Raw genomic sequence first — 17,929 nt, 5'->3', positions numbered from 1 at the left:
GACCGCGGCCGCCCCGGCCGAGGCCCCCGCCACGGTCGAGGAAGCGGAGGCCAAGCCCAAGCGCACCCGCAAGAAGGCCGCCCCCGCCGCCGACACCGCCGAAGCCACCGAGGCCAAGCCGCGCCGCACGCGCAAGACGGCCGCCGCCGTGGAGACCGCGGAGGACGCCGAGGCGAAGCCGAAGCGCGTGCGGAAGACCGCCGCCGCGGTGGAGTCGGCCGACACGGCGGAGGCCACCGAGGCGAAGCCGAAGCGCACCCGCAAGACCGCGGCCGCCCCGGCCGAGGCCCCCGCCACGGTCGAGGAAGCGGAGGCCAAGCCCAAGCGCACCCGCAAGAAGGCCGCCCCCGCCGCCGACACCACGGCCGACACCGCCGAAGCCACCGAGGCCAAGCCGCGCCGCACGCGCAAGACGGCCGCCGCCGCGCCCGAGGCGGGAGCGGAGGCCGCCGAGGCCGCGCCGCGCCGGCGTACGCGCAAGGCGGTCGCCGAGGCCGTCACCGCGGAAATCCCGGCGCAGGCCACCGGTGAAGCGGAGGTCAAGCCGCGCCGGCGCACCCGCAAGGCCGCCGAAGCCGTCGAGACGGCGGAGGCGACCGGCGAGGCGAAGCCCGCCGTCCGGCGCACCCGCAAGGCCGCCTCGGTGGAGGCCGCGGAGGCCTGATCCGGCGGCCCGCGGATCCCCCGATCCACGCGAGCGGCGCCCCAGCACGACCCGACGGCCCGGCCCACCCCGCGTGGGACCGGGCCGTCGGCCTGCCCGGCCCACCGGGCGTGCGACCGGCCGCCGGTTCCCGCCGTCCCGGACCCCGGCCGGGGCCGAGGGCGGCTGCGCGACCGGTAGCCTCGGCGCATGAGCAGGCCTCCGACCTTCGTCCCGCCGGCCGGTGCCCGGGCCTACCGGCTGCGCACCGCCCGTGGTGAGTTCGCCGTCGTCGACGCGCCCGTGCCGGCCGGTGTGGAGCCGAGGGGCACCGCGCTGCTGCTGCCCGGGTTCACCGGCAGCAAGGAGGACTTCAACCCGCTGCACGAGCCGCTGGCCGCGCGCGGGTACCGGACCGTGGCCGTGGACGGGCGCGGCCAGTTCGAGTCGGCCGGGCCCGCGGAGGACGCCTCGGCGTACGCGCGCGAGGAGCTCGCGCGGGACGTCCTCGCCCAGGCCGAGGCGCTCGGCACGCCCCTGCACCTGCTCGGGCACTCGCTCGGCGGGCAGATCGCCCGGGCGGCCGTGCTGCGGGACCGCTCCCCGTTCCGCTCGCTCACCCTCATGTCCTCCGGACCGGCCCAGATCGCCGTCCCGCAGCAGCAGCGCGTGAAGCTGCTGCGCGACGCGCTCGGCGTGATGACGATGGCCGAGGTGTGGGAGGCCATGCAGGCGATGGAGGCGCCCGAGGAGACCGACGCCGGTCTGGACGCCGGGCTCGACGACCGGGCGGACCTGAGGCGCCGCTGGCTCGGCAACAGTCCCGCCCAACTCATCGCCACCGGCCTCCAGTTGTGCACGGAGCCGGACCGCGTCGCGGAACTGGCGGCGCTGGCGCTGCCGTTCCACGTGGTGTCGGGCGCACGGGACGACACCTGGCCGGTCCCGCTCCTGGACGACATGGCCGTACGGCTCGGCGCCCGGCGCACCGTGATCGAGGGCGCCGAGCACTCCCCCAACTGCGACCGCCCGCTCCCCACCGCCCGCGCCCTCGCCGACTTCTGGGACGGCTGCTGACCCCGTCGGGCGCCGTCGGCACCGGCCGCACCTTGCCACGGACCGCCGGTGCTCCGCCCCGGGCCGCTGGTACGGCGCCGGCGGACCGCCGATGCCGAACCCGCGACCGCTAGTACTGCGCCTGAAGGTGGTCCCAGAAGCCGTCGCGCAGGGCGCGCCGCAGGTCGGCCTGGCCGCGCAGCGAGTACCGCAGCAGGCCCTCGGCCTCCACCAGGAGGTCCTGGTCGACCGAGCCGGGCAGGTAGGGGTGGCCGGGAAGGAGTTCGACGAGGGTGTCGCGGCCTCGTTCCGCGAGCCATTTCGCGGCGATCTGAGCGCCGACGAAGCGGACGTCCTCACGGGTCGGCCGGGCCGTGCCCGTCGGGTCGTAGGTGACGGCCGTGCGCCGGGAGACATAGGGCTTGAAGAAGTCGAGGTCGAGGGTGCGCTGGCTGTCGACCTCCCACAGCAGCGGCTCGGCCTGGTTACGGCCCTCAGGGGCCTCGATACCCCACAGGTGGACCCGGGCGCCGTAGCCCTGGGCGGCCTCCACGGCCGACACCAGGTCCTCGTCGCCGCCGAGCAGCGCGGCGTCGCTGATCGCACGGTGCCGGGCCAGGGACTCCAGGTCCGAGCGGATGAGGGAGTCGACGCCCTTCTGCTGGTTGTTGGCGTTGAGGTTGCCGAGGCGGACCTTGACGTCGGGCAGCTCGGCGATGGACTGCTGCTCGGCGGTGTGGATGCGCCGCCGGGCGCCGTCGTACCAGTACACGCGCAGTAGCCGGCTGTCGGCGAAGACCGTGCGGGCGCGGTCGATGAGCGCGTCGATCAGGCCCTCGGCGTCCAGGTCGAAGGCACGCCGGTCCTCGGTCCCGGCCACCAGCCGGCCCGCGGCGGCGTAGAGGTACCCGGCGTCGACGAAGATCGCGTGGGTCGAGGGGGTCTTGGCCACCTCGGCGAGCATGCGTTCCAGCAGCTCATTGGTGCGGTCGATGCGGGCGGCCAGTGCCGCGGGGTCCTGGTTCATGGCCTCGTTCATCCCTTCCATTGTCCCGGTGGTCACACTGCGAACACAACCGGTCCCGGTCGGTCGACGGAGGCCGCACTACTGGTCGGTAATTAGACGTTCGAAAATTTTCTTTAGCGTAGGGAATGTTCGTAACACGCGGCCCGTTGTATAGGTACGGAACACGGGCACCGTGCGCCTCCATCACCAAGTAATTCTCCGCAGGAGGATGACCAGACGAAGGGAGAAGCCCCATGCGCTTCGAGATCATGCGACTCGACGAGGTCGACGGCACCACCGTGGACACCACCGTCGTGGACGCCGCCTCCGTCAACAGGATCGTTCAGCAGGCCGCCGCGATCGGCCAGCGACTCTGGATCCGCCCGGCCGACACCCCGGCCTCATAGCGGGTCCGCTTCTTGACGCTTCGAAGCCCCCGTACGGCGGTCGCCGTGCGGGGGCTTCGTGCGGGGCGGGCGCCTTCCCGGGCGCCGGACGGGGCTCAGCCCCGGACGACCTGGGTGACGCCGTTGATGATCTGCTGGACGGCGATCGCGGAGAGCATCATGCCCGCCAGCCGTGTCACCAGGACCACGCCGCCGTCCTTGATCACCCGGATGATCAGCAGCGAGTAGCGCATCACCAGCCACAGCACGACGTGGATGGCGAGGATCGCCGACCACACCGAGATCTGGGTGGTGACGCTGTCGGCCTTCTGCACGGCCAGGATCACGGACACGATCGCGCCGGGGCCCGCGAGCAGCGGCATGCCCAGCGGGACCAGCGCGACGTTGACGTCCTTGGTCGCCTTGGGCTCGTCGGTCTTGCCGGTGAGCAGGTCGAGCGCGATCAGCAGCAGGAGCAGCCCGCCGGCGATCATCAGCGCGGGCACGGACACGTGCAGGTAGTCGAGGATCTGGTGGCCGAGCACGCCGAACACGGCGATGACACCGCCGGCCACGCAGACGGCCTGGAAGGCCATCCGCTTCTGCACCTTGCCGGGGCGTCCGGCGGTCAGCGCGAGGAAGATCGGGGTGATCCCGGGGGGATCCATGATGACGAACAGGGTGACGAAGAGGGAGCCGAAGACGGCAGCGTCGAACATGGGTGTGGAGCAGCCTTGCGAAAGCAGCACGGGGACATGCCCGTACCGGGAGTGGGTGGGTGGCGCGGGGCGGAGGGTCAGGCCCCGCCGGCCCCCGGGACGGGGAACGCGCCGGTCGAGCGTCGCGTGATCTCCCCGTACACCTCGGGGTCGGTGGTGAACTCGCCGAGGGCGACGGTCTTCCGGCTGCCGTGGTAGTCGCTGGAGCCGGTGGTCAGCAGACCCAGTTCCTTCGCCAGGCCGCGCAGCCGCGCCCGGGTGTCGGGGTCGTGGTCCATGTGGTCGACCTCGATGCCGTCGAGTCCGGCGGCGGCCAGGTCGGCGATCCGGGACTCGGGGACCGTGCGGCCGCGCTTGGCGGCGGCCGGATGGGCGAAGACGCAGACTCCGCCGGCGCCCTTGACCAGCCGGATCGCCTCGAACGGGTCCGTCTCGTGCTTCGCCACGTAGGCCCGGCCGCCGTCGGCCAGCCACTGTCCGGTGAAGGCGTCGCTCACGGTGGGGACGACGCCGAGTTCCACGAGCGCGGAGGCGACGTGCGGGCGGCCGACCGAGCCGTCGCCCGCGATCCGCGCGACCTGTTCCCAGGTGACGGGGACGCCCAGGGCGTTCAGCTTGGCGATCATGCCCTTGGCGCGCGGCACCCGGTCGTCCCTGACCAGCTCCCGCTCGGCGAGCAGGGCGGGCTCCTCGGGGTCGAAGAGGTAGGCCAGCATGTGCATGCTGATGCCGTCGACACGGCAGGACAGCTCGGCGCCGGTCACGAGGGTGAGCCCCTCGGGCAGGGCGGCGACGGCCTCGGCGTGCCCCCGGGTGGTGTCGTGGTCGGTGAGCGCCACGACGTCCAGACCGGCAGCGGCGGCATGGCGCACCAGCTCGGCCGGGGTGTCCGTACCGTCGGACGCGGTGGAGTGGGTGTGCAGGTCGATGCGCACGACACGGACTCCAGGCGGTGACGGGACGAAAGGGGACACCCAAAGGATAACGGCAGCCCGGGGATGTCCTGTCACACCCGCGACCGCCGAACGCCCCCTACAGGCCACGGGGCCATGGGGACCCCGGGAGCCCTACGGCCGCAGCAGCCGGGGGGAGAGCGCGCCGCAGGGGACGAGGTCGACCTCGGCGCCCGCGTCCCGCAGGTCGGCGAGGACCAGTTCGTCGTACATCAGCAGTCCCGACTGCTCCGGCCAGACCACCGCCCACAGCCACAGCCCGCGTGCCTCGCCCGCGAAGACGGCACGGTCGACGGGGGCGCCGGAGACGTGCCACAGCGGGGTCGGCCGGCCGCCGGCGAGGACCTTGGCGTCCGGCGGCTTCTCGACGTTCAGACACGGTCCGGGGTCCGGGCCGTCGATGCCGGCGTAGCGCGCGCCGAGCCCGACGCCGAGTTCCTCGGCGACCAGGATCAGCTCGCCCATGCCGCCGAGCGGGCCGGGTCCCGAGCAGGCCACGGCGGTGGCGCGACCGCCGCTGCGGTCGTCGCCCGCGCTGGCCACGCCCGTGAAGAGCCAGCCGACCGGCAGCGGCCACGGCATCCACACCGGCACCTGGGTGCGGTGCACGACGACGCCGAGGGCCTCGACGCTGGGCGGTATCACGGGCTGGACCGGATGCACCGTCCCGTGGACATCGCACTGCCAGGAGTCGTTGAAGAGTCCGGGAGCCCTGACCCGGCCACCGCACTTCGGGCAACTGGGTTCGCCCCTCATAGGGCCCCACGGTCCTACCCCGGCCGCGCCACGTCAAGGACGATCACCCGTCCGGAGGGCACCCCCCACCAGGGGGAACTAGATGCATATTGCATTAATTAGCTGACCTAACTTACTATGTGCATACACCAACTATCTGCTCACCGAGATCTCACTGGGACCCGTCCCGGGATTGGAGGAAGGCATGGCCGCGGACCCCTTCGACGCGGGAGCCGGCAGCCTCCTGCGCCAGCCGAAGGCAGTCTGGGCGACGGCCGGCGCGTCCGTCGTCGCCTTCATGGGCATCGGACTCGTCGACCCGATCCTGCCCTCCATCGCCAAGGGCCTGGACGCCACTCCCAGCCAGGTCTCCCTGCTGTTCACCTCCTACTTCCTGATCACCGCCGTCGCGATGCTGGTGACCGGCTTCGTCTCCAGCCGCATCGGCGGCAAGAAGACGCTGCTGCTCGGCCTCGCCTTCGTCGTGGTCTTCGCCGCACTGGCCGGCACCTCCGGCTCGGTCGGCCAGCTGGTCGGCTTCCGGGCCGGCTGGGGACTGGGCAACGCGCTCTTCGTCTCCACCGCGCTCGCGGTCATCGTCGGCGCGGCGGCCGGCGGCAGCGCGGCGGCGATCCTGCTCTACGAGTCGGCGCTCGGCCTCGGCATGGCGTGCGGCCCGCTGCTGGGCGCGCTGCTCGGCGACGCCAGCTGGCGCTACCCGTTCTTCGGCACCGCGTTCCTGATGGCCGTCGGCTTCCTGTGCATCACGGTGTTCCTGAAGGAGCAGCCGAAGCCGGCCCGCAGGACCTCGCTGCTGGACCCGGTCAGGGCCCTCGGCCACGGCGGTCTGGCCTCCGCCGCCGTCTCGGCGTTCTTCTACAACTACACGTTCTTCACCGTGCTGGCCTTCACGCCGTTCGTGCTGAACATGACGCCGTACAAGTCGGGCGCGGTGTTCTTCGCCTGGGGCGTGCTGCTCGCCGTCTTCTCGGTGATCGTCGCCCCGCGGATGCAGAAGCGGTTCGGGTCGCTGAAGGTGCTCGGCGGGTCGCTGGTGCTGCTCGCCGCCGACGTCGTCGTGCTGGGGTACGGCGACCACACCACCGCGATCGTGTGCACGATCCTGTCCGGCGCGTTCATCGGCGTGAACAACACCGTCTACACCGAGCTGGCCCTCGGTGTCTCCGACGCCCCGCGCCCGGTGGCGAGTGCGGGCTACAACTTCGTGCGCTGGTTCGCGGCCGCCGCCGCGCCCTACCTCGCGCCGAAGATCGAGGAGTGGAGCGACATCCACGTCCCGTTCGTGGTCGCCGGCGCGAGCGCGGTGGCGGGAGCGCTGGTGGTGCTCGTGCGGCGGCGGGCGCTCACGCACGAGGCCGCGGAGCAGCAGCCGCGGCACGCCACCGAGGACGGGGTCGCCGTCTTCACCAAGTGAGGACGAGGGGCCGCGCCGCGGGCTTCGTCATCCCAGGGGAACGGAGTTGCGCACGGGGTCCCTCAGGTCCGTGCCGTTGTCCAGCCAGCGCTCCTGGAGGGCCTGCGCGCCGTGCACCCGCTTCCAGGCGGCCTCGTTCGGCGTCATCGGCAGCAGCGGAAGGAACCGTACGGGCTCCAGCGGCTCGTCGAGCTCCAGGTCCTCGACCAGGCCGCCCGGCTCGGCCACCAGGACCGAGGTGAAGGGCGCGCCGGGCCACAGCGCGTCGCCCACGTCGAGCGAGGCCCCTGGAGCCACCACCAGGCCCTCGACCTGCGGGGAGGCGCCGAGCACGGCGAGCGGGCGGAGCACCTTGTCGGTGTCGGCGAGGCCGGCCCGCACGGACAGGACCAGCTCGGCGCGCGGCCCCTTCAGCGGGTCGGCGACCACGGCCGTGGGGTCCGTCATCGGGTGGGCGGACATGCCGAGGGTGGCGTAGCGGACGATGGCGCCCTCCGCGTCCGTGTCCCGGAAGCGCAGCACCTCGATGCGGTCGGTGCCGAGGAAGGTGACCGCCGCGCGCGCGTCCGGTTCGCCCAGCGCCGTACGCAGCCGGGCCTCGACCAGAGGAAGAACATCTGCCATGCGGCGAGCATAGAACTCGTCAGTACGCGGCAAAGCGGCACCTTGACACGTCGGCTGACTGATAGTCTTACCCGGCGGTTCGGGGCAGCACGCAGAAGCGTCGCGTATCGAGTCCCGACGCCGTTGAAACTCCCCTGACGGGGCACCCTTCAAACAGGGTATGGATCGTCCCTCACGAGGGACCGGCCGGAGGAGGTGGGGCTGTCATGGATCGAAGTCGACCGTGCAGTAGCACCCGCTCTTCCCGCCGCTGATGTAGCTGTTCTGGCTCCGGCCGACCCGCCGCCTCTCGCGTTCGTGCCCTCGTGCGCGTCATACGGAAGAGCACTTCGTCTCGTCCGCCGGATCACCGGATCCGGCTGATCCGTCTGGTTCGTCTGATCCGAGTCAGTGACGAAGCCCGCCACCACGACGGTGCGGTGCTCCCCGCTTTGTGGACGTGCGAAACATCCTTCTTCCGCCCGACAGCGGAAGACCCTTGGCAGGACGTCCTCATTCCGGGCAGTTCCGACCGCCGCCCGGCGCCTCTTCGTCGCTCCTCACGAAGGAGCCCCGCCATGTCGATGATCCGTGACCTGCGCGCCGTCGTCCGCCCGTCCCGCCCGGCCCCGCGCAAGGACAACGGCGGCACCTACGACACCACGCGCGACCCGGCGACGCCCTCCGCCGTCGTCGACTGCGCCGTCTACCGCGACGGCGCGCGCCTGCAGACGCCGGCGCCGCTCACCCCGCAGGAGGCGGTGCGCATGGTGCGGCGCGACGGGGGCTTCGTCTGGATCGGGCTGCACGAGCCGACGGAGTCGGAATTCGCCGGCATCGCCGCCGAGTTCGGGCTGCACCCGCTGGCCGTGGAGGACGCCGTCCAGGCCCACCAGCGGCCCAAGCTGGAGCGCTACGACGACACCCTCTTCACGGTCTTCAAGACCATCCACTACGTCGACCACGACCGGCTCACCGCCACCAGCGAGGTGGTCGAGACCGGCGAGGTGATGTGCTTCACCGGGCGGGACTTCTTCATCACCGTCCGGCACGGCGGCCAGGGCTCCCTGCGCACCCTGCGGCACCGGCTCCAGGACGACCCGGAGCTGCTGGCCAAGGGCCCCTCGGCGGTGCTGCACACCATCGCCGACCATGTCGTCGACGGCTACATCGCGGTCGCCCACGCCCTCCAGGACGACGTCGACGACGTCGAGACCGAGGTCTTCTCGCCGGGCCGGGGCGGCACCGCGCGCGGCACCGACGCCGGGCGGATCTACCAGCTCAAGCGCGAGGTCATGGAGTTCAAGCGGGCGGTGTCGCCGCTGCTGCGGCCCATGCAGCTGCTGAGCGAGCGGCCGATGCGGCTGATCGACCCGGACATCCAGAAGTACTTCCGGGACGTGGCCGACCACCTCGCCCGCGTGCAGGAGCAGGTCATCGGTTTCGACGAACTGCTCAACTCAATCCTCCAGGCCAACCTCGCCCAGGCGTCCGTGGCGCAGAACGAGGACATGCGGAAGATCACCGCCTGGGCCGCGATCATCGCCGTGCCGACGATGGTGTGCGGGGTGTACGGCATGAACTTCAAGTACATGCCCGAGCTGCACTGGAAGTACGGTTACCCGGTGATCATGAGCGTCACGGTCGCGATCTGCCTCGGCATCCACCGCACGCTCAAGCGCAACGGCTGGCTGTGAGCGGGCCCCGGACCGCCCCGCCGCGCCTGGTTACCCTGCTGCCATGACAAGCGCGCTGATCGACCGGGCCCTCATCGAGGAGGCCACGAAGAAGTCCGGCCTCATCTGGGTCGAGGGCCCCGGCACGCCCGCCCGTCCCCTGTGGCACGTCTGGCACGACGGCGCGGCCTGCCTGGTCGGCGACGGGCCGGGCGAGCAGCCGCTGCCGGGGCTGGCCGACGGGGCCGTGGCCGAGGTGACGGTGCGCAGCAAGGACAAGGGCGGCCGGCTGGTCACCTGGCCGGCGAGGGTCGCCGAGCTCGCGCCGGAGACCGAGGCGTGGCGGGAGACGGTGGCCGAGCTGAAGGGCAAGCGGCTCAACGCCCCCGACGGCGAGGCCATGACCGAGCGGTGGGCCCGTCAGTGCCGGGTGCTGCGCCTGGAACCGGCGGGGACGTCGCTGCCGTTGCCGGACGGCTCCCTGGCGAAGGCGCCGCTCCCCTCCCCGGCGACGACCCGCCGCCCGGCCCCGGCGGGACTGCCCCGCCTGCTGCTGAAGAAGCGCCGCCGCGCCTGACGCCGTACGGCGCTCTCGGACGCGAGGCCGCCGCGCGCCGGGCTCCGGGGTGCCGCCGTACGGCGTGCCCCCGCCCCGGCTCCGGGGCGAGGCGAGGCGGGGCGGGGCCGGGCCGGGCCGGGCCGCCGGGGAGACCGGACCGGGCTCGGGGAGCTCCGCCGCGAAGCGGCCCCCGGCTCAGGACGTCGGCAGTTGTCTGCCGTAGTCGACCGTCTGGTCCGTGGCCGGCTGGGTCAGGGGGAAGTCCTTGCCCCACTCCGAGAAGCTGAGCGTCCCGGCGCCGCCCGCGCGCTCCAGGCGCAACGGGTAGGGGCTGCCCTCCAGGGAGACGTCCAGGGTGCCGCCGGTGCCGTCGCCGCCGGTGAGGCGGATGGTGCGGACGCCGGACTGCTCGTGGTGGCCGTCCGTGGCGAGCGTGCCGTGCAGGGTCAGCAGGCCGTCGAGGAGCACCTTCTTGTCCGTGAACCCGCTGAACCGCTTGTAGGCGGGGTCGCCCTGCGGCACCTTCACGTACTTGCCGTCGAGCTTGCCGGCCGCCCCGCCGTCGCCCTTCCCGTCGCCGTCGGCGCGGTCCCAGAACCCGGCGTCGGCCTTCAGGTAGAGCTGTTCGCCGACCCGCAGCAGCCCGAAGGTCACGCCCTGGGAGGTGACCGAGCCGGTGCCGCCGTCGGACTTCAGCCGCATGTCGAGCCGGTACGTACGCCCGTTGCTCACCACGTTCCCGGCCAGGTGCACGGCGTCGGCCGAGTCCGCGGCCGCCCGGGTCCTGCTCTGGATGCGCTCGGCCGGCAGCTTGCCGACCCCGTTGGTGCCCGCGTCCGGGTCTTCGCCGGAGCATCCCGTCAGCCCGGCCCCGGCGACGACGGCCACGGCGCACAGCGCGCCCCTCAGCACGGCCCGGCGGATACGGCCCTGGGGATGCGCAGTCACAGGTGACGCTGCCTTTCTGACGCGAGCGGCGGGTGCGGGACGGGGCGAGGGGTGCGACAGGTGCGACGGGTGGCGCCCGAAGCGGCGTACGGCAGCGTACCGGGGCCGCGGCGGGCCGGCGGAGCCAGTCCGTCCGGACCGCTCACCAGGGCGTATCCGAACGGGACGGGCTAGCCTGAAGCCGACCTGAGCGGGCAGGGGAAAGGACGACGCCGAAGAGCATCACCACACCCACGCGATGCCTCACGCATCACGGAGCACGCAAAGGAGGCGCGTCCATGGCAGCCGGCGCCCCCCGGATCTTCGTCTCGCACCTCGCCGGTGTCGCCGTCTTCGATCCGAGCGGCGACCATGTGGGGCGCGTGCGCGATCTGGTCGTCATGCTGCGTGTCGGGCGCAAGCCGCCCCGGCTGCTCGGGCTGGTCGTCGAACTGCCCACCCGGCGCCGCATCTTCCTGGCCATGACCCGGGTGACGAGCATCGAGTCCGGCCAGGTCATCTCCACCGGCGTGCTCAACGTCCGGCGCTTCGAGCAGCGGCCCACCGAGCGGCTTGTCTTCGGCGAGCTGATGGACCGGCGGGTGACACTCGTGGAGACCGGCGAGGAGGTCACCGTCCTGGACCTGTCCGTGCAGCAACTGCCCGCGCGCCGCGACTGGGAGGTCGACCGGGTCTTCGTCCGCAAGGGCCGCAGGGGCGGGGCGTTCCGGCGCAACAAGGGAGAGACGCTGACCGTGGAGTGGTCCGCGGTGAGCGGGTTCTCGCTGGAGGAGCACGGGCAGGGGGCGGAGAACCTGCTCGCCACCTTCGAGCAGCTGCGCCCGGCCGACCTCGCCAACATGCTGCACCACCTCTCCCCCAAGCGGCGCGCCGAGGTGGCCGCCGCCCTGGACGACGACCGGCTCGCCGACGTCCTGGAGGAGCTCCCGGAGGACGACCAGATCGAGATCCTCGGCAAGCTGAAGGGGGAGCGCGCGGCCGACGTGCTGGAGGCGATGGACCCGGACGACGCGGCGGACCTGCTCGCCGAGCTGCCCGTGGAGGAGCAGGAGCGGCTGCTGAGCCTGATGCAGCCCGCCGACGCGGCCGACATGCGCCGGCTGATGTCGTACGAGGAGCACACGGCGGGCGGTCTGATGACGACGGAGCCGATCGTGCTGCGCCCGGACGCGACCGTCGCCGACGCGCTGGCCCGGGTCCGCAACCGCGACCTGTCGCCCGCGCTCGCCGCCCAGGTCTACGTCTGCCGGCCGCCCGACGAGACCCCGACCGGCAAGTACCTGGGCACGGTGCACTTCCAGCGGCTGCTGCGCGACCCGCCCTACAGCCTGGTCGGCTCGCTGCTGGACGACGACCTCCAGCCGCTCGCGCCGGACGCCGCGCTGCCGGTGGTCGCCGGGTTCTTCGCGGCCTACGACATGGTGGCGGCGCCCGTCGTGGACGAGTCGGGCTCACTGCTGGGCGCGGTCACCGTGGACGACGTTCTGGACCACATGCTGCCGGACGACTGGCGGGAGACGGAGTTCCACCTGGACGAGGAGGCGGCCGGCCATGGCGGCTGAGCGCGAGGGCTCCCGCGAGCGGCATCCGGTGGGGGCCACGGCCGCCGGCCGGCCGCAGCGGGCGCGGCTCGACCAGCCGCGCGCGCTGCGGCGCAGGCTGCTGCCCGAGTGGGACCCGGACGCCTTCGGCCGGCTCTCCGAGCGCATCGCGCGTTTCCTGGGCACCGGACGGTTCATCGTCTGGATGACGGTGGTGATCATCGTCTGGGTGCTGTGGAACATCGCCGCGCCCCGCCATCTGCGCTTCGACGAGTACCCGTTCATCTTCCTGACCCTGGCCCTGTCCCTCCAGGCCTCCTACGCCGCCCCGCTGATCCTGCTGGCGCAGAACCGGCAGGACGACCGGGACCGGGTCAACCTGGAGCAGGACCGCAAGCAGAACGAGCGGTCGATCGCCGACACCGAGTACCTGACGCGGGAGATCGCCGCGCTGCGCATGGGCCTGGGCGAGGTGGCGACCCGCGACTGGATCCGCTCGGAACTGCAGGATCTGATCAAGGAGCTGGAGGAACGGCAGGACGGTCACCGCCCGCATGCCGTATTCCCGGCGGATCACCCGCGCGGACGTGACATGGACGACCGCTGACGGGGGTCCCGGGGCCGCCGCCGCGCGCCGTACCATCGTTGGCATGGTTACGGAAGACGCGGTGCGCGAAGCGCTGGCGACGGTTGACGACCCCGAGATCCACCGGCCCATCACCGAACTGGGCATGGTCAAATCGGTGGAGATCGGCGCGGACGGGACGGTCGCGGTCACCGTGTACCTGACGGTCTCCGGCTGCCCCATGCGGGAGACGATCACGCAGCGGGTCACCGACGCGGTCACCCGCGTCGAGGGTGTCACCCGGGTCGACGTGTCGCTGGACGTGATGAGCGACGAGCAGCGCAAGGAGCTGGCGAACGCCCTGCGCGGCGGCCAGACCGAGCGCGAGGTCCCCTTCGCCAAGCCGGGCAACCTGACCCGCGTCTACGCGGTCGCCTCCGGCAAGGGCGGCGTCGGCAAGTCCTCGGTGACGGTGAACCTGGCGGCGGCGATGGCGGCCGACGGGCTGAAGGTGGGCGTGGTCGACGCCGACATCTACGGTCACAGCGTGCCGCGGATGCTGGGCGCGGACGGCCGTCCCACCCAGGTCGAGAACATGATCATGCCGCCGTCGGCGAACGGCGTGAAGGTCATCTCCATCGGCATGTTCACCCCGGGCAACGCGCCGGTGGTCTGGCGCGGCCCGATGCTGCACCGCGCGCTCCAGCAGTTCCTGGCGGACGTGTACTGGGGCGACCTGGACGTCCTGCTGCTGGACCTGCCGCCCGGCACCGGTGACATCGCGATCTCCGTGGCGCAGCTGGTCCCGAACGCGGAGATCCTGGTCGTGACGACGCCTCAGCAGGCCGCCGCCGAGGTGGCCGAACGGGCCGGCTCCATCGCCGTGCAGACCCATCAGAAGATCGTCGGCGTGGTGGAGAACATGTCCGGGCTGCCCTGCCCGCACTGCGGCGAGATGGTCGACGTCTTCGGCACCGGCGGCGGCCAGCTGGTCGCCGACGGCCTGACCCGCACCACCGGCGCCTCGGTCCCGGTCCTCGGCTCCATCCCGATCGACGTCCGGCTGCGCGAGGGCGGCGACGAGGGCAAGCCGGTCGTCCTGTCCGACCCGGACTCCCCGGCGGGCTCGGCCCTGCGCGCCATCGCGGGCAAGCTCGGCGGCCGTCAGCGGGGCCTTTCGGGCCTGTCGCTGGGCATCACCCCGAGGAACAAGTTCTAAGGCCGTACGGCGCGTGGGGCGCCGGGCCGCACGCCGGGCGCCCCGTATGGTGCGCCGCGCCCCGCACGGGCCCCGTACGGCACGGAGGGCGCCGTCCCGCACGGACGGCGCCCTCCGTCATGCCCCGCGTCCGTCAGGCGTACGCGGTGATGTCCTTGACCACGGCGAAGCCCAGCCCGTACGCGCTCATGCCGCGCCCGTACGCGCCCAGGTGCACTCCCTGGTCGGTGGTGCCGGCGAGCACCCAGCCGAACTCGGACTCGCGGTAGTGGAAGGGTGCGGGGACGCCGTCCACGGGCAGGGAGAGCGTCGACCAGTCCGGGCCGGACAGGTCGTCGGCCAGCACCCAGGCCGTCTCGGTCTGCTGCTCCAGCCAGTCGTCGCGCAGCGTGTGGTCCATCTGCATGGGCCAGGTGAAGGACAGCAGACCCACGCCGGCCAGCCAGGCCGCCGAGGAGACGGTGGTGGCCTCCAGTCGGCCGGTGCCGTCGGCGAGCTGCCGGACCGGGTTGGCGGCGACGGTGACGACGACGGCGAACCTCTCCTTCGGCTCGTCGGGGGAACCGGACACGAACTCGTTGCGCACGGAGGGCTCGTCGCCGTGCCCGAGGGAGCCGTGCTCCACGGAGCCGTCGGCGGAGGCGCCGACCTGCATCGGCCAGCGCGGCCCCGTGAAGGCCTCGTCGAGGCCGTACCACGGGAAGGGCGCCGGCAGGTAGCCGTCGACCGTGCGCCGGGCGGCGGGTTGTCCGCCCTCCCCGGCCGGTGCCTGCGCGACCGCCCTACTTGTCGTCTCCATCTGCCCGGACGCCTCCTCGCTCTCGTCGGACCGGGGCGGCCCGCCCCCCTTCGGGCGCACCCGTCCGGTCCGCACAACAACTCGGCAGCATATCCACCCGACTCGGGCAGCCCGGAGGCTCCCGGCGCGTGGGACGCGGGGAGGACCCGTTCAGGCCGCGCGCGGCGCGCCCGTGGCGCCACGGTGACTCGACGATATGACGCAGGTCATGGTGATATGACGGTATGACACGCGCCACATCGCCTCGTGGTGGCTCAGGTGGCGTCCGCGTCGAAGGGCGGCCGCTCGTCGCGGCCGGGCTCCTCGGGCCTCTTCGTCATGTCGATCCGGCCGCCGCCCGAGGACGCGGACGAGGAGGACGGCGAGGACGAGTGGTCGGTGTCGCGGCCTTGCACCGCGTCCGTGACCTCGGCCATCTCCTTCTTCAGGTCGAAGCCGTTGCGGATCTCCTTCAGTCCCAGGTCGTCGTTGTCCAGCTGCTTGCGGATGAACGTCCTGGGATTGAGGTCCTCGAACTCGAAGTCCTTGAACTCCGGGCCGAGCTCCTGGCGGATGTCCTGCTTGGCGCTCTCCGAGAACTCGCGGATCTTGCGGATGGTGCGCGTCACGTCCTGGATGACCTTCGGGAGCTTGTCCGGACCGAACACGAGCGTGGCCAGGACGATGAGCGTCGCCAGCTCGGGCAGTCCTATGTCGTTGAACACCTGAAGCTCCTTGCGATGTCCGTGGTCCTCGGCCCTCGGGTGGTCCGGTCTGTGCGGGTCCATCCATGGTCCGGGCCGGATCCACGGTACCCGGCCCACGCGTGCGACCGGTACCGTCCCGAGGTGTCGGAGTGCATGTACACGACCGGATTTACGGCACGTTCGCCTCACGGCGACCCCTTGTTGTCCTGACGCGCACTCCCGCCGGGCCGTCCCGCGGGCTTCGCGTCAGCCGCCGCCGGCGGAGCCGAGGACGAGGGCGACCTCGCGGTCCCTGCCGTCGCGCCGGACGGTCAGCTCCAGCCGGTCGCCGGGACGGTGGGCGCGGGTGCGCACGATCAGTTCCTCACCCGAGTGGACGGGCTTGCCGTCCACCGCCGTGATCACGTCGCCGGCCTTGATGCCCGCCTTCGCGCCGGGGCCGCCCGGGGTGACCGGGGACCCGCCGCCGCTGCTCTTGGCGCCGACCCGGGCGCCGTCGCCGGTGTAGTTCATGTCGAGGGTCACGCCGATCACCGGGTGGCTGGCCTTGCCGGTGTTGATCAGCTCCTGAGCGACGCGCCTGGCCTGGTTGACCGGGATGGCGAAGCCGAGACCGATGGAGCCGGCCTGGCCGGTCTGCACGTCGGAGCCGGTGTCGGCGCTGCGGATGGCCGAGTTGATGCCGATGACACGGCCGCGCGTGTCGAGCAGGGGGCCGCCGGAGTTGCCCGGGTTGATGGGCGCGTCGGTCTGCAGCGCGTCGACGTACGACACGTCGCTGCCGTCGCCCTTCTCGCCGCCGGCCGTGATGGGGCGCTCCTTGGCGCTGATGATGCCGGAGGTGACGGTGTTGGCGAGGTCGAAAGGGGCGCCGATGGCCACGACCGGGTCGCCCACCTGCACGTTGTCGGAGTTCCCGAGCGGCATCGGGGTCAGTCCGCGTACGCCGCCGACCTGGACTACCGCGAGGTCGTAGCCGGCGTCCCGACCGATGATCCGCGCCTTGGCGGTCTGTCCGCCGCTGAACGTCACCGATATGCCGCCACCGGACGCGGCCGGCTCGACGACGTGGTTGTTGGTGAGGATGTGACCGAGGCCGTCGAGCACGAAGCCGGTGCCGGTGCCCTGCTCGTCGGAGCCGGTCACGTGCAGGGTCACCACGCTGGGCAGGGCGCGGGCGGCGATCCCCGCGACGCTGTCCGGGGCGCGTCCGGCGGGCTCCTTCCCCGCCTGCGGCAGTTCCACGGCCCCGACGCCGCCGTTGCGCTCGAAGTAGGCCCCCGCGAGGCCGCCGAGCGCGCCGGAGACGAGCGCCAGCGCGACGGCGCCGCCCACCAGTGCCCGCCGCACCCGCCTGCGCCGCTGCTCCCCGCCGGTCAGCCCGGCCCCGCTGTGCTGGAGGGGCCCGGCGAGGGGGGTCGCGGTCGCTGCCCAGGGGTCGTAGCGGTGCCAGGGGCCGGCGTCGGCGGAGCCTGCCGGTCCCCCGTCGGCGGCCACGGCTCCGTCACCCGCGGAAGCGTCCACGGCGCCGCCGACCGCGCCGCCGACGCCGACGGTGCCGGATTCGTCCGGGCCCGGCGCGGGCGGCTGAACGGGCGCGCCCGCGCCTGCGGAAAGCGGTGGTGTCGTCGGCGGGGCGGGCGTCCCCGCCGCTCCTGCCGGGGCCGAAGGGGGCGGAGGGGCCGCGGGAAGCGGTGGTGTGCCGGTCGGGACGGCGAGCGGCCGGGCCGTGCCGTCCGGGGCGGAGGGCATCGTCGGGTGCTGCACGGGCGGGGCGGGGGCCCAGGGGCCCGGCTCGCCGTAGGGCGGGGTGTCGTAGGGGTCGGGGTCGTGCAGGGGGCTCGGACGCTGCGTGGAGGGCGCGGCGGGGCCCGGGGCCGCACCGCCGGGAGCGACCGCACCCTCGGGGGCGGCCGCGCCCTTGGAGAGGGCGATGCCTTGGGGGGCGGCCGCCGTGCCCGGCGCGGTGGCCTGCTCGGTGGTGCCGGAGGCATCGAGCGTGCCGGGAGCGGCGGGGGTGGGTCCGGGAGCGGCGGGGGCGGCGTTCTCCCCCTCGGGCCGGGCGAGTTCGAAGTCGCCCTCGTCCGCGGCGTCGTGCGCGGTCCGCGCGTCCGTGTTCTCCGAGGGGCGCCTCAGCTCGTAGTCACCGTCGTGGCCGTCGCCGCCCACCGCTGCGGCCGGGGCCGCGTGCGCCTGCTCCTCGGTCCCCGCCGTCCCGTCCGGCGGGACCGGCCGGGGCCGGCCGAACCACCTCGGGCGGGTGGACTTCGTGGGCTTCCCCTCGTTCATGCTCTCCCCACAGGTGCCCGCGGCACGGTCCTCGGCGGAGGCCGTGCTTCGTCGTCTTCGCACCCCGACTCGTGTCATGGGCGCGACCACCTGGATTCAACCAGGTTCGCG

Annotated in this window: 17 protein-coding genes and 1 pseudogene; 9 read left to right on the top strand and 9 right to left on the bottom strand. The window is 73.0% G+C overall.

Going from position 1 to position 17,929, the window contains the following annotated elements:
- Both ACH5A8_RS27255 and ACH5A8_RS27250 read left to right on the top strand, forming a co-directional pair.
- Positions 1-664, top strand: a pseudogene (locus ACH5A8_RS27255) (DEAD/DEAH box helicase); the annotation flags it as partial.
- Between the two features lie 189 nt (positions 665-853).
- The gene (locus ACH5A8_RS27250) at positions 854-1,720 is read left to right on the top strand and encodes an alpha/beta fold hydrolase (protein ID WP_399006233.1); all 867 of its coding nucleotides are present in this window, start codon (positions 854-856) and stop codon (positions 1,718-1,720) included.
- A 109-nt stretch (positions 1,721-1,829) separates the two neighbouring features.
- Here ACH5A8_RS27250 and ACH5A8_RS27245 read toward each other — a convergent pair whose 3' ends face one another.
- Positions 1,830-2,738, bottom strand: a complete 909-nt coding sequence (locus tag ACH5A8_RS27245) for an NYN domain-containing protein (protein ID WP_399006231.1) — start codon at positions 2,736-2,738, stop codon at positions 1,830-1,832.
- Positions 2,739-2,959: 221 nt separating this feature from the next.
- On the opposite strand from ACH5A8_RS27245, the gene ACH5A8_RS27240 reads away from it, so the two are divergent.
- Complete coding sequence (locus ACH5A8_RS27240) at positions 2,960-3,112, top strand: hypothetical protein (RefSeq protein WP_019980331.1); 153 nt, start codon at positions 2,960-2,962, stop codon at positions 3,110-3,112.
- A 95-nt stretch (positions 3,113-3,207) separates the two neighbouring features.
- Here ACH5A8_RS27240 and ACH5A8_RS27235 read toward each other — a convergent pair whose 3' ends face one another.
- The 3 genes from ACH5A8_RS27235 to ACH5A8_RS27225 form a co-directional block, all read right to left on the bottom strand.
- Entirely contained in the window at positions 3,208-3,810 is a 603-nt protein-coding gene (locus ACH5A8_RS27235; RefSeq protein WP_399006228.1) for a MarC family protein, read from the bottom strand.
- Between the two features lie 77 nt (positions 3,811-3,887).
- On the bottom strand, positions 3,888-4,745 hold the full coding sequence (locus ACH5A8_RS27230) for a PHP domain-containing protein (RefSeq protein WP_399006226.1): 858 nt from the start codon (positions 4,743-4,745) through the stop codon (positions 3,888-3,890).
- Between the two features lie 132 nt (positions 4,746-4,877).
- Positions 4,878-5,519 carry a DUF6758 family protein gene (locus tag ACH5A8_RS27225; protein ID WP_399006224.1) on the bottom strand — a complete coding sequence of 214 codons (642 nt, stop codon included), beginning with the start codon at positions 5,517-5,519 and terminating at the stop codon, positions 4,878-4,880.
- Positions 5,520-5,703: 184 nt separating this feature from the next.
- On the opposite strand from ACH5A8_RS27225, the gene ACH5A8_RS27220 reads away from it, so the two are divergent.
- Positions 5,704-6,933: an MFS transporter gene (locus ACH5A8_RS27220; RefSeq protein WP_399006222.1), complete on the top strand. Its 1,230-nt coding sequence runs from the start codon at positions 5,704-5,706 to the stop codon at positions 6,931-6,933.
- Positions 6,934-6,960: 27 nt separating this feature from the next.
- On the opposite strand, the gene ACH5A8_RS27215 is transcribed toward ACH5A8_RS27220, so the two are convergent.
- Positions 6,961-7,557 (bottom strand): suppressor of fused domain protein, encoded by a 597-nt coding sequence (locus ACH5A8_RS27215; RefSeq protein ID WP_399006220.1) that lies wholly within the window; start codon positions 7,555-7,557, stop codon positions 6,961-6,963.
- Between the two features lie 557 nt (positions 7,558-8,114).
- Here ACH5A8_RS27215 and ACH5A8_RS27210 point away from each other — a divergent pair.
- On the top strand, positions 8,115-9,233 hold the full coding sequence (locus tag ACH5A8_RS27210; RefSeq protein ID WP_399006219.1) for a magnesium and cobalt transport protein CorA: 1,119 nt from the start codon (positions 8,115-8,117) through the stop codon (positions 9,231-9,233).
- Positions 9,234-9,276: 43 nt separating this feature from the next.
- On the top strand, positions 9,277-9,789 hold the full coding sequence (locus ACH5A8_RS27205) for a hypothetical protein (protein ID WP_399006217.1): 513 nt from the start codon (positions 9,277-9,279) through the stop codon (positions 9,787-9,789).
- 177 nt (positions 9,790-9,966) lie between these two features.
- Here the strand turns inward: ACH5A8_RS27205 and ACH5A8_RS27200 are convergent, their stop codons facing one another.
- Positions 9,967-10,719, bottom strand: coding sequence for a hypothetical protein (locus ACH5A8_RS27200; RefSeq protein WP_399006215.1), 753 nt, complete (start codon positions 10,717-10,719; stop codon positions 9,967-9,969).
- A 278-nt stretch (positions 10,720-10,997) separates the two neighbouring features.
- Between ACH5A8_RS27200 and ACH5A8_RS27195 the strand changes: the two genes are divergently transcribed.
- From ACH5A8_RS27195 to ACH5A8_RS27185, 3 genes are read left to right on the top strand one after another with little or no spacing between them, the layout of a single operon-like run.
- A complete protein-coding gene (locus tag ACH5A8_RS27195; RefSeq protein ID WP_399006214.1) occupies positions 10,998-12,281 on the top strand; it encodes a magnesium transporter MgtE N-terminal domain-containing protein in 1,284 nt (427 codons plus the stop codon).
- Positions 12,271-12,867 carry a DUF1003 domain-containing protein gene (locus ACH5A8_RS27190; RefSeq protein WP_399006212.1) on the top strand — a complete coding sequence of 199 codons (597 nt, stop codon included), beginning with the start codon at positions 12,271-12,273 and terminating at the stop codon, positions 12,865-12,867. The genes ACH5A8_RS27195 and ACH5A8_RS27190 overlap by 11 nt, the downstream gene beginning before the upstream one ends.
- A 43-nt stretch (positions 12,868-12,910) precedes the next feature.
- On the top strand, positions 12,911-14,044 hold the full coding sequence (locus tag ACH5A8_RS27185) for an Mrp/NBP35 family ATP-binding protein (protein ID WP_399006210.1): 1,134 nt from the start codon (positions 12,911-12,913) through the stop codon (positions 14,042-14,044).
- 133 nt (positions 14,045-14,177) lie between these two features.
- On the opposite strand, the gene ACH5A8_RS27180 is transcribed toward ACH5A8_RS27185, so the two are convergent.
- From ACH5A8_RS27180 to ACH5A8_RS27170, 3 genes are all read right to left on the bottom strand, one after another.
- On the bottom strand, positions 14,178-14,843 hold the full coding sequence (locus ACH5A8_RS27180) for a hypothetical protein (protein ID WP_399006208.1): 666 nt from the start codon (positions 14,841-14,843) through the stop codon (positions 14,178-14,180).
- A gap of 254 nt (positions 14,844-15,097) precedes the next feature.
- Positions 15,098-15,547 (bottom strand): sec-independent translocase, encoded by a 450-nt coding sequence (locus tag ACH5A8_RS27175; protein ID WP_399006206.1) that lies wholly within the window; start codon positions 15,545-15,547, stop codon positions 15,098-15,100.
- 228 nt (positions 15,548-15,775) lie between these two features.
- The gene (locus ACH5A8_RS27170; RefSeq protein WP_399006204.1) at positions 15,776-17,818 is read right to left on the bottom strand and encodes a S1C family serine protease; all 2,043 of its coding nucleotides are present in this window, start codon (positions 17,816-17,818) and stop codon (positions 15,776-15,778) included.
- Positions 17,819-17,929 lie beyond the last annotated feature (111 nt).

It is taken from the genome of Streptomyces sp. NPDC018610 (assembly GCF_044391765.1).
Taxonomy (GTDB): Bacteria; Actinomycetota; Actinomycetes; order Streptomycetales; family Streptomycetaceae; genus Streptomyces.
This window is presented reverse-complemented; position numbering and strand designations above follow the sequence as displayed.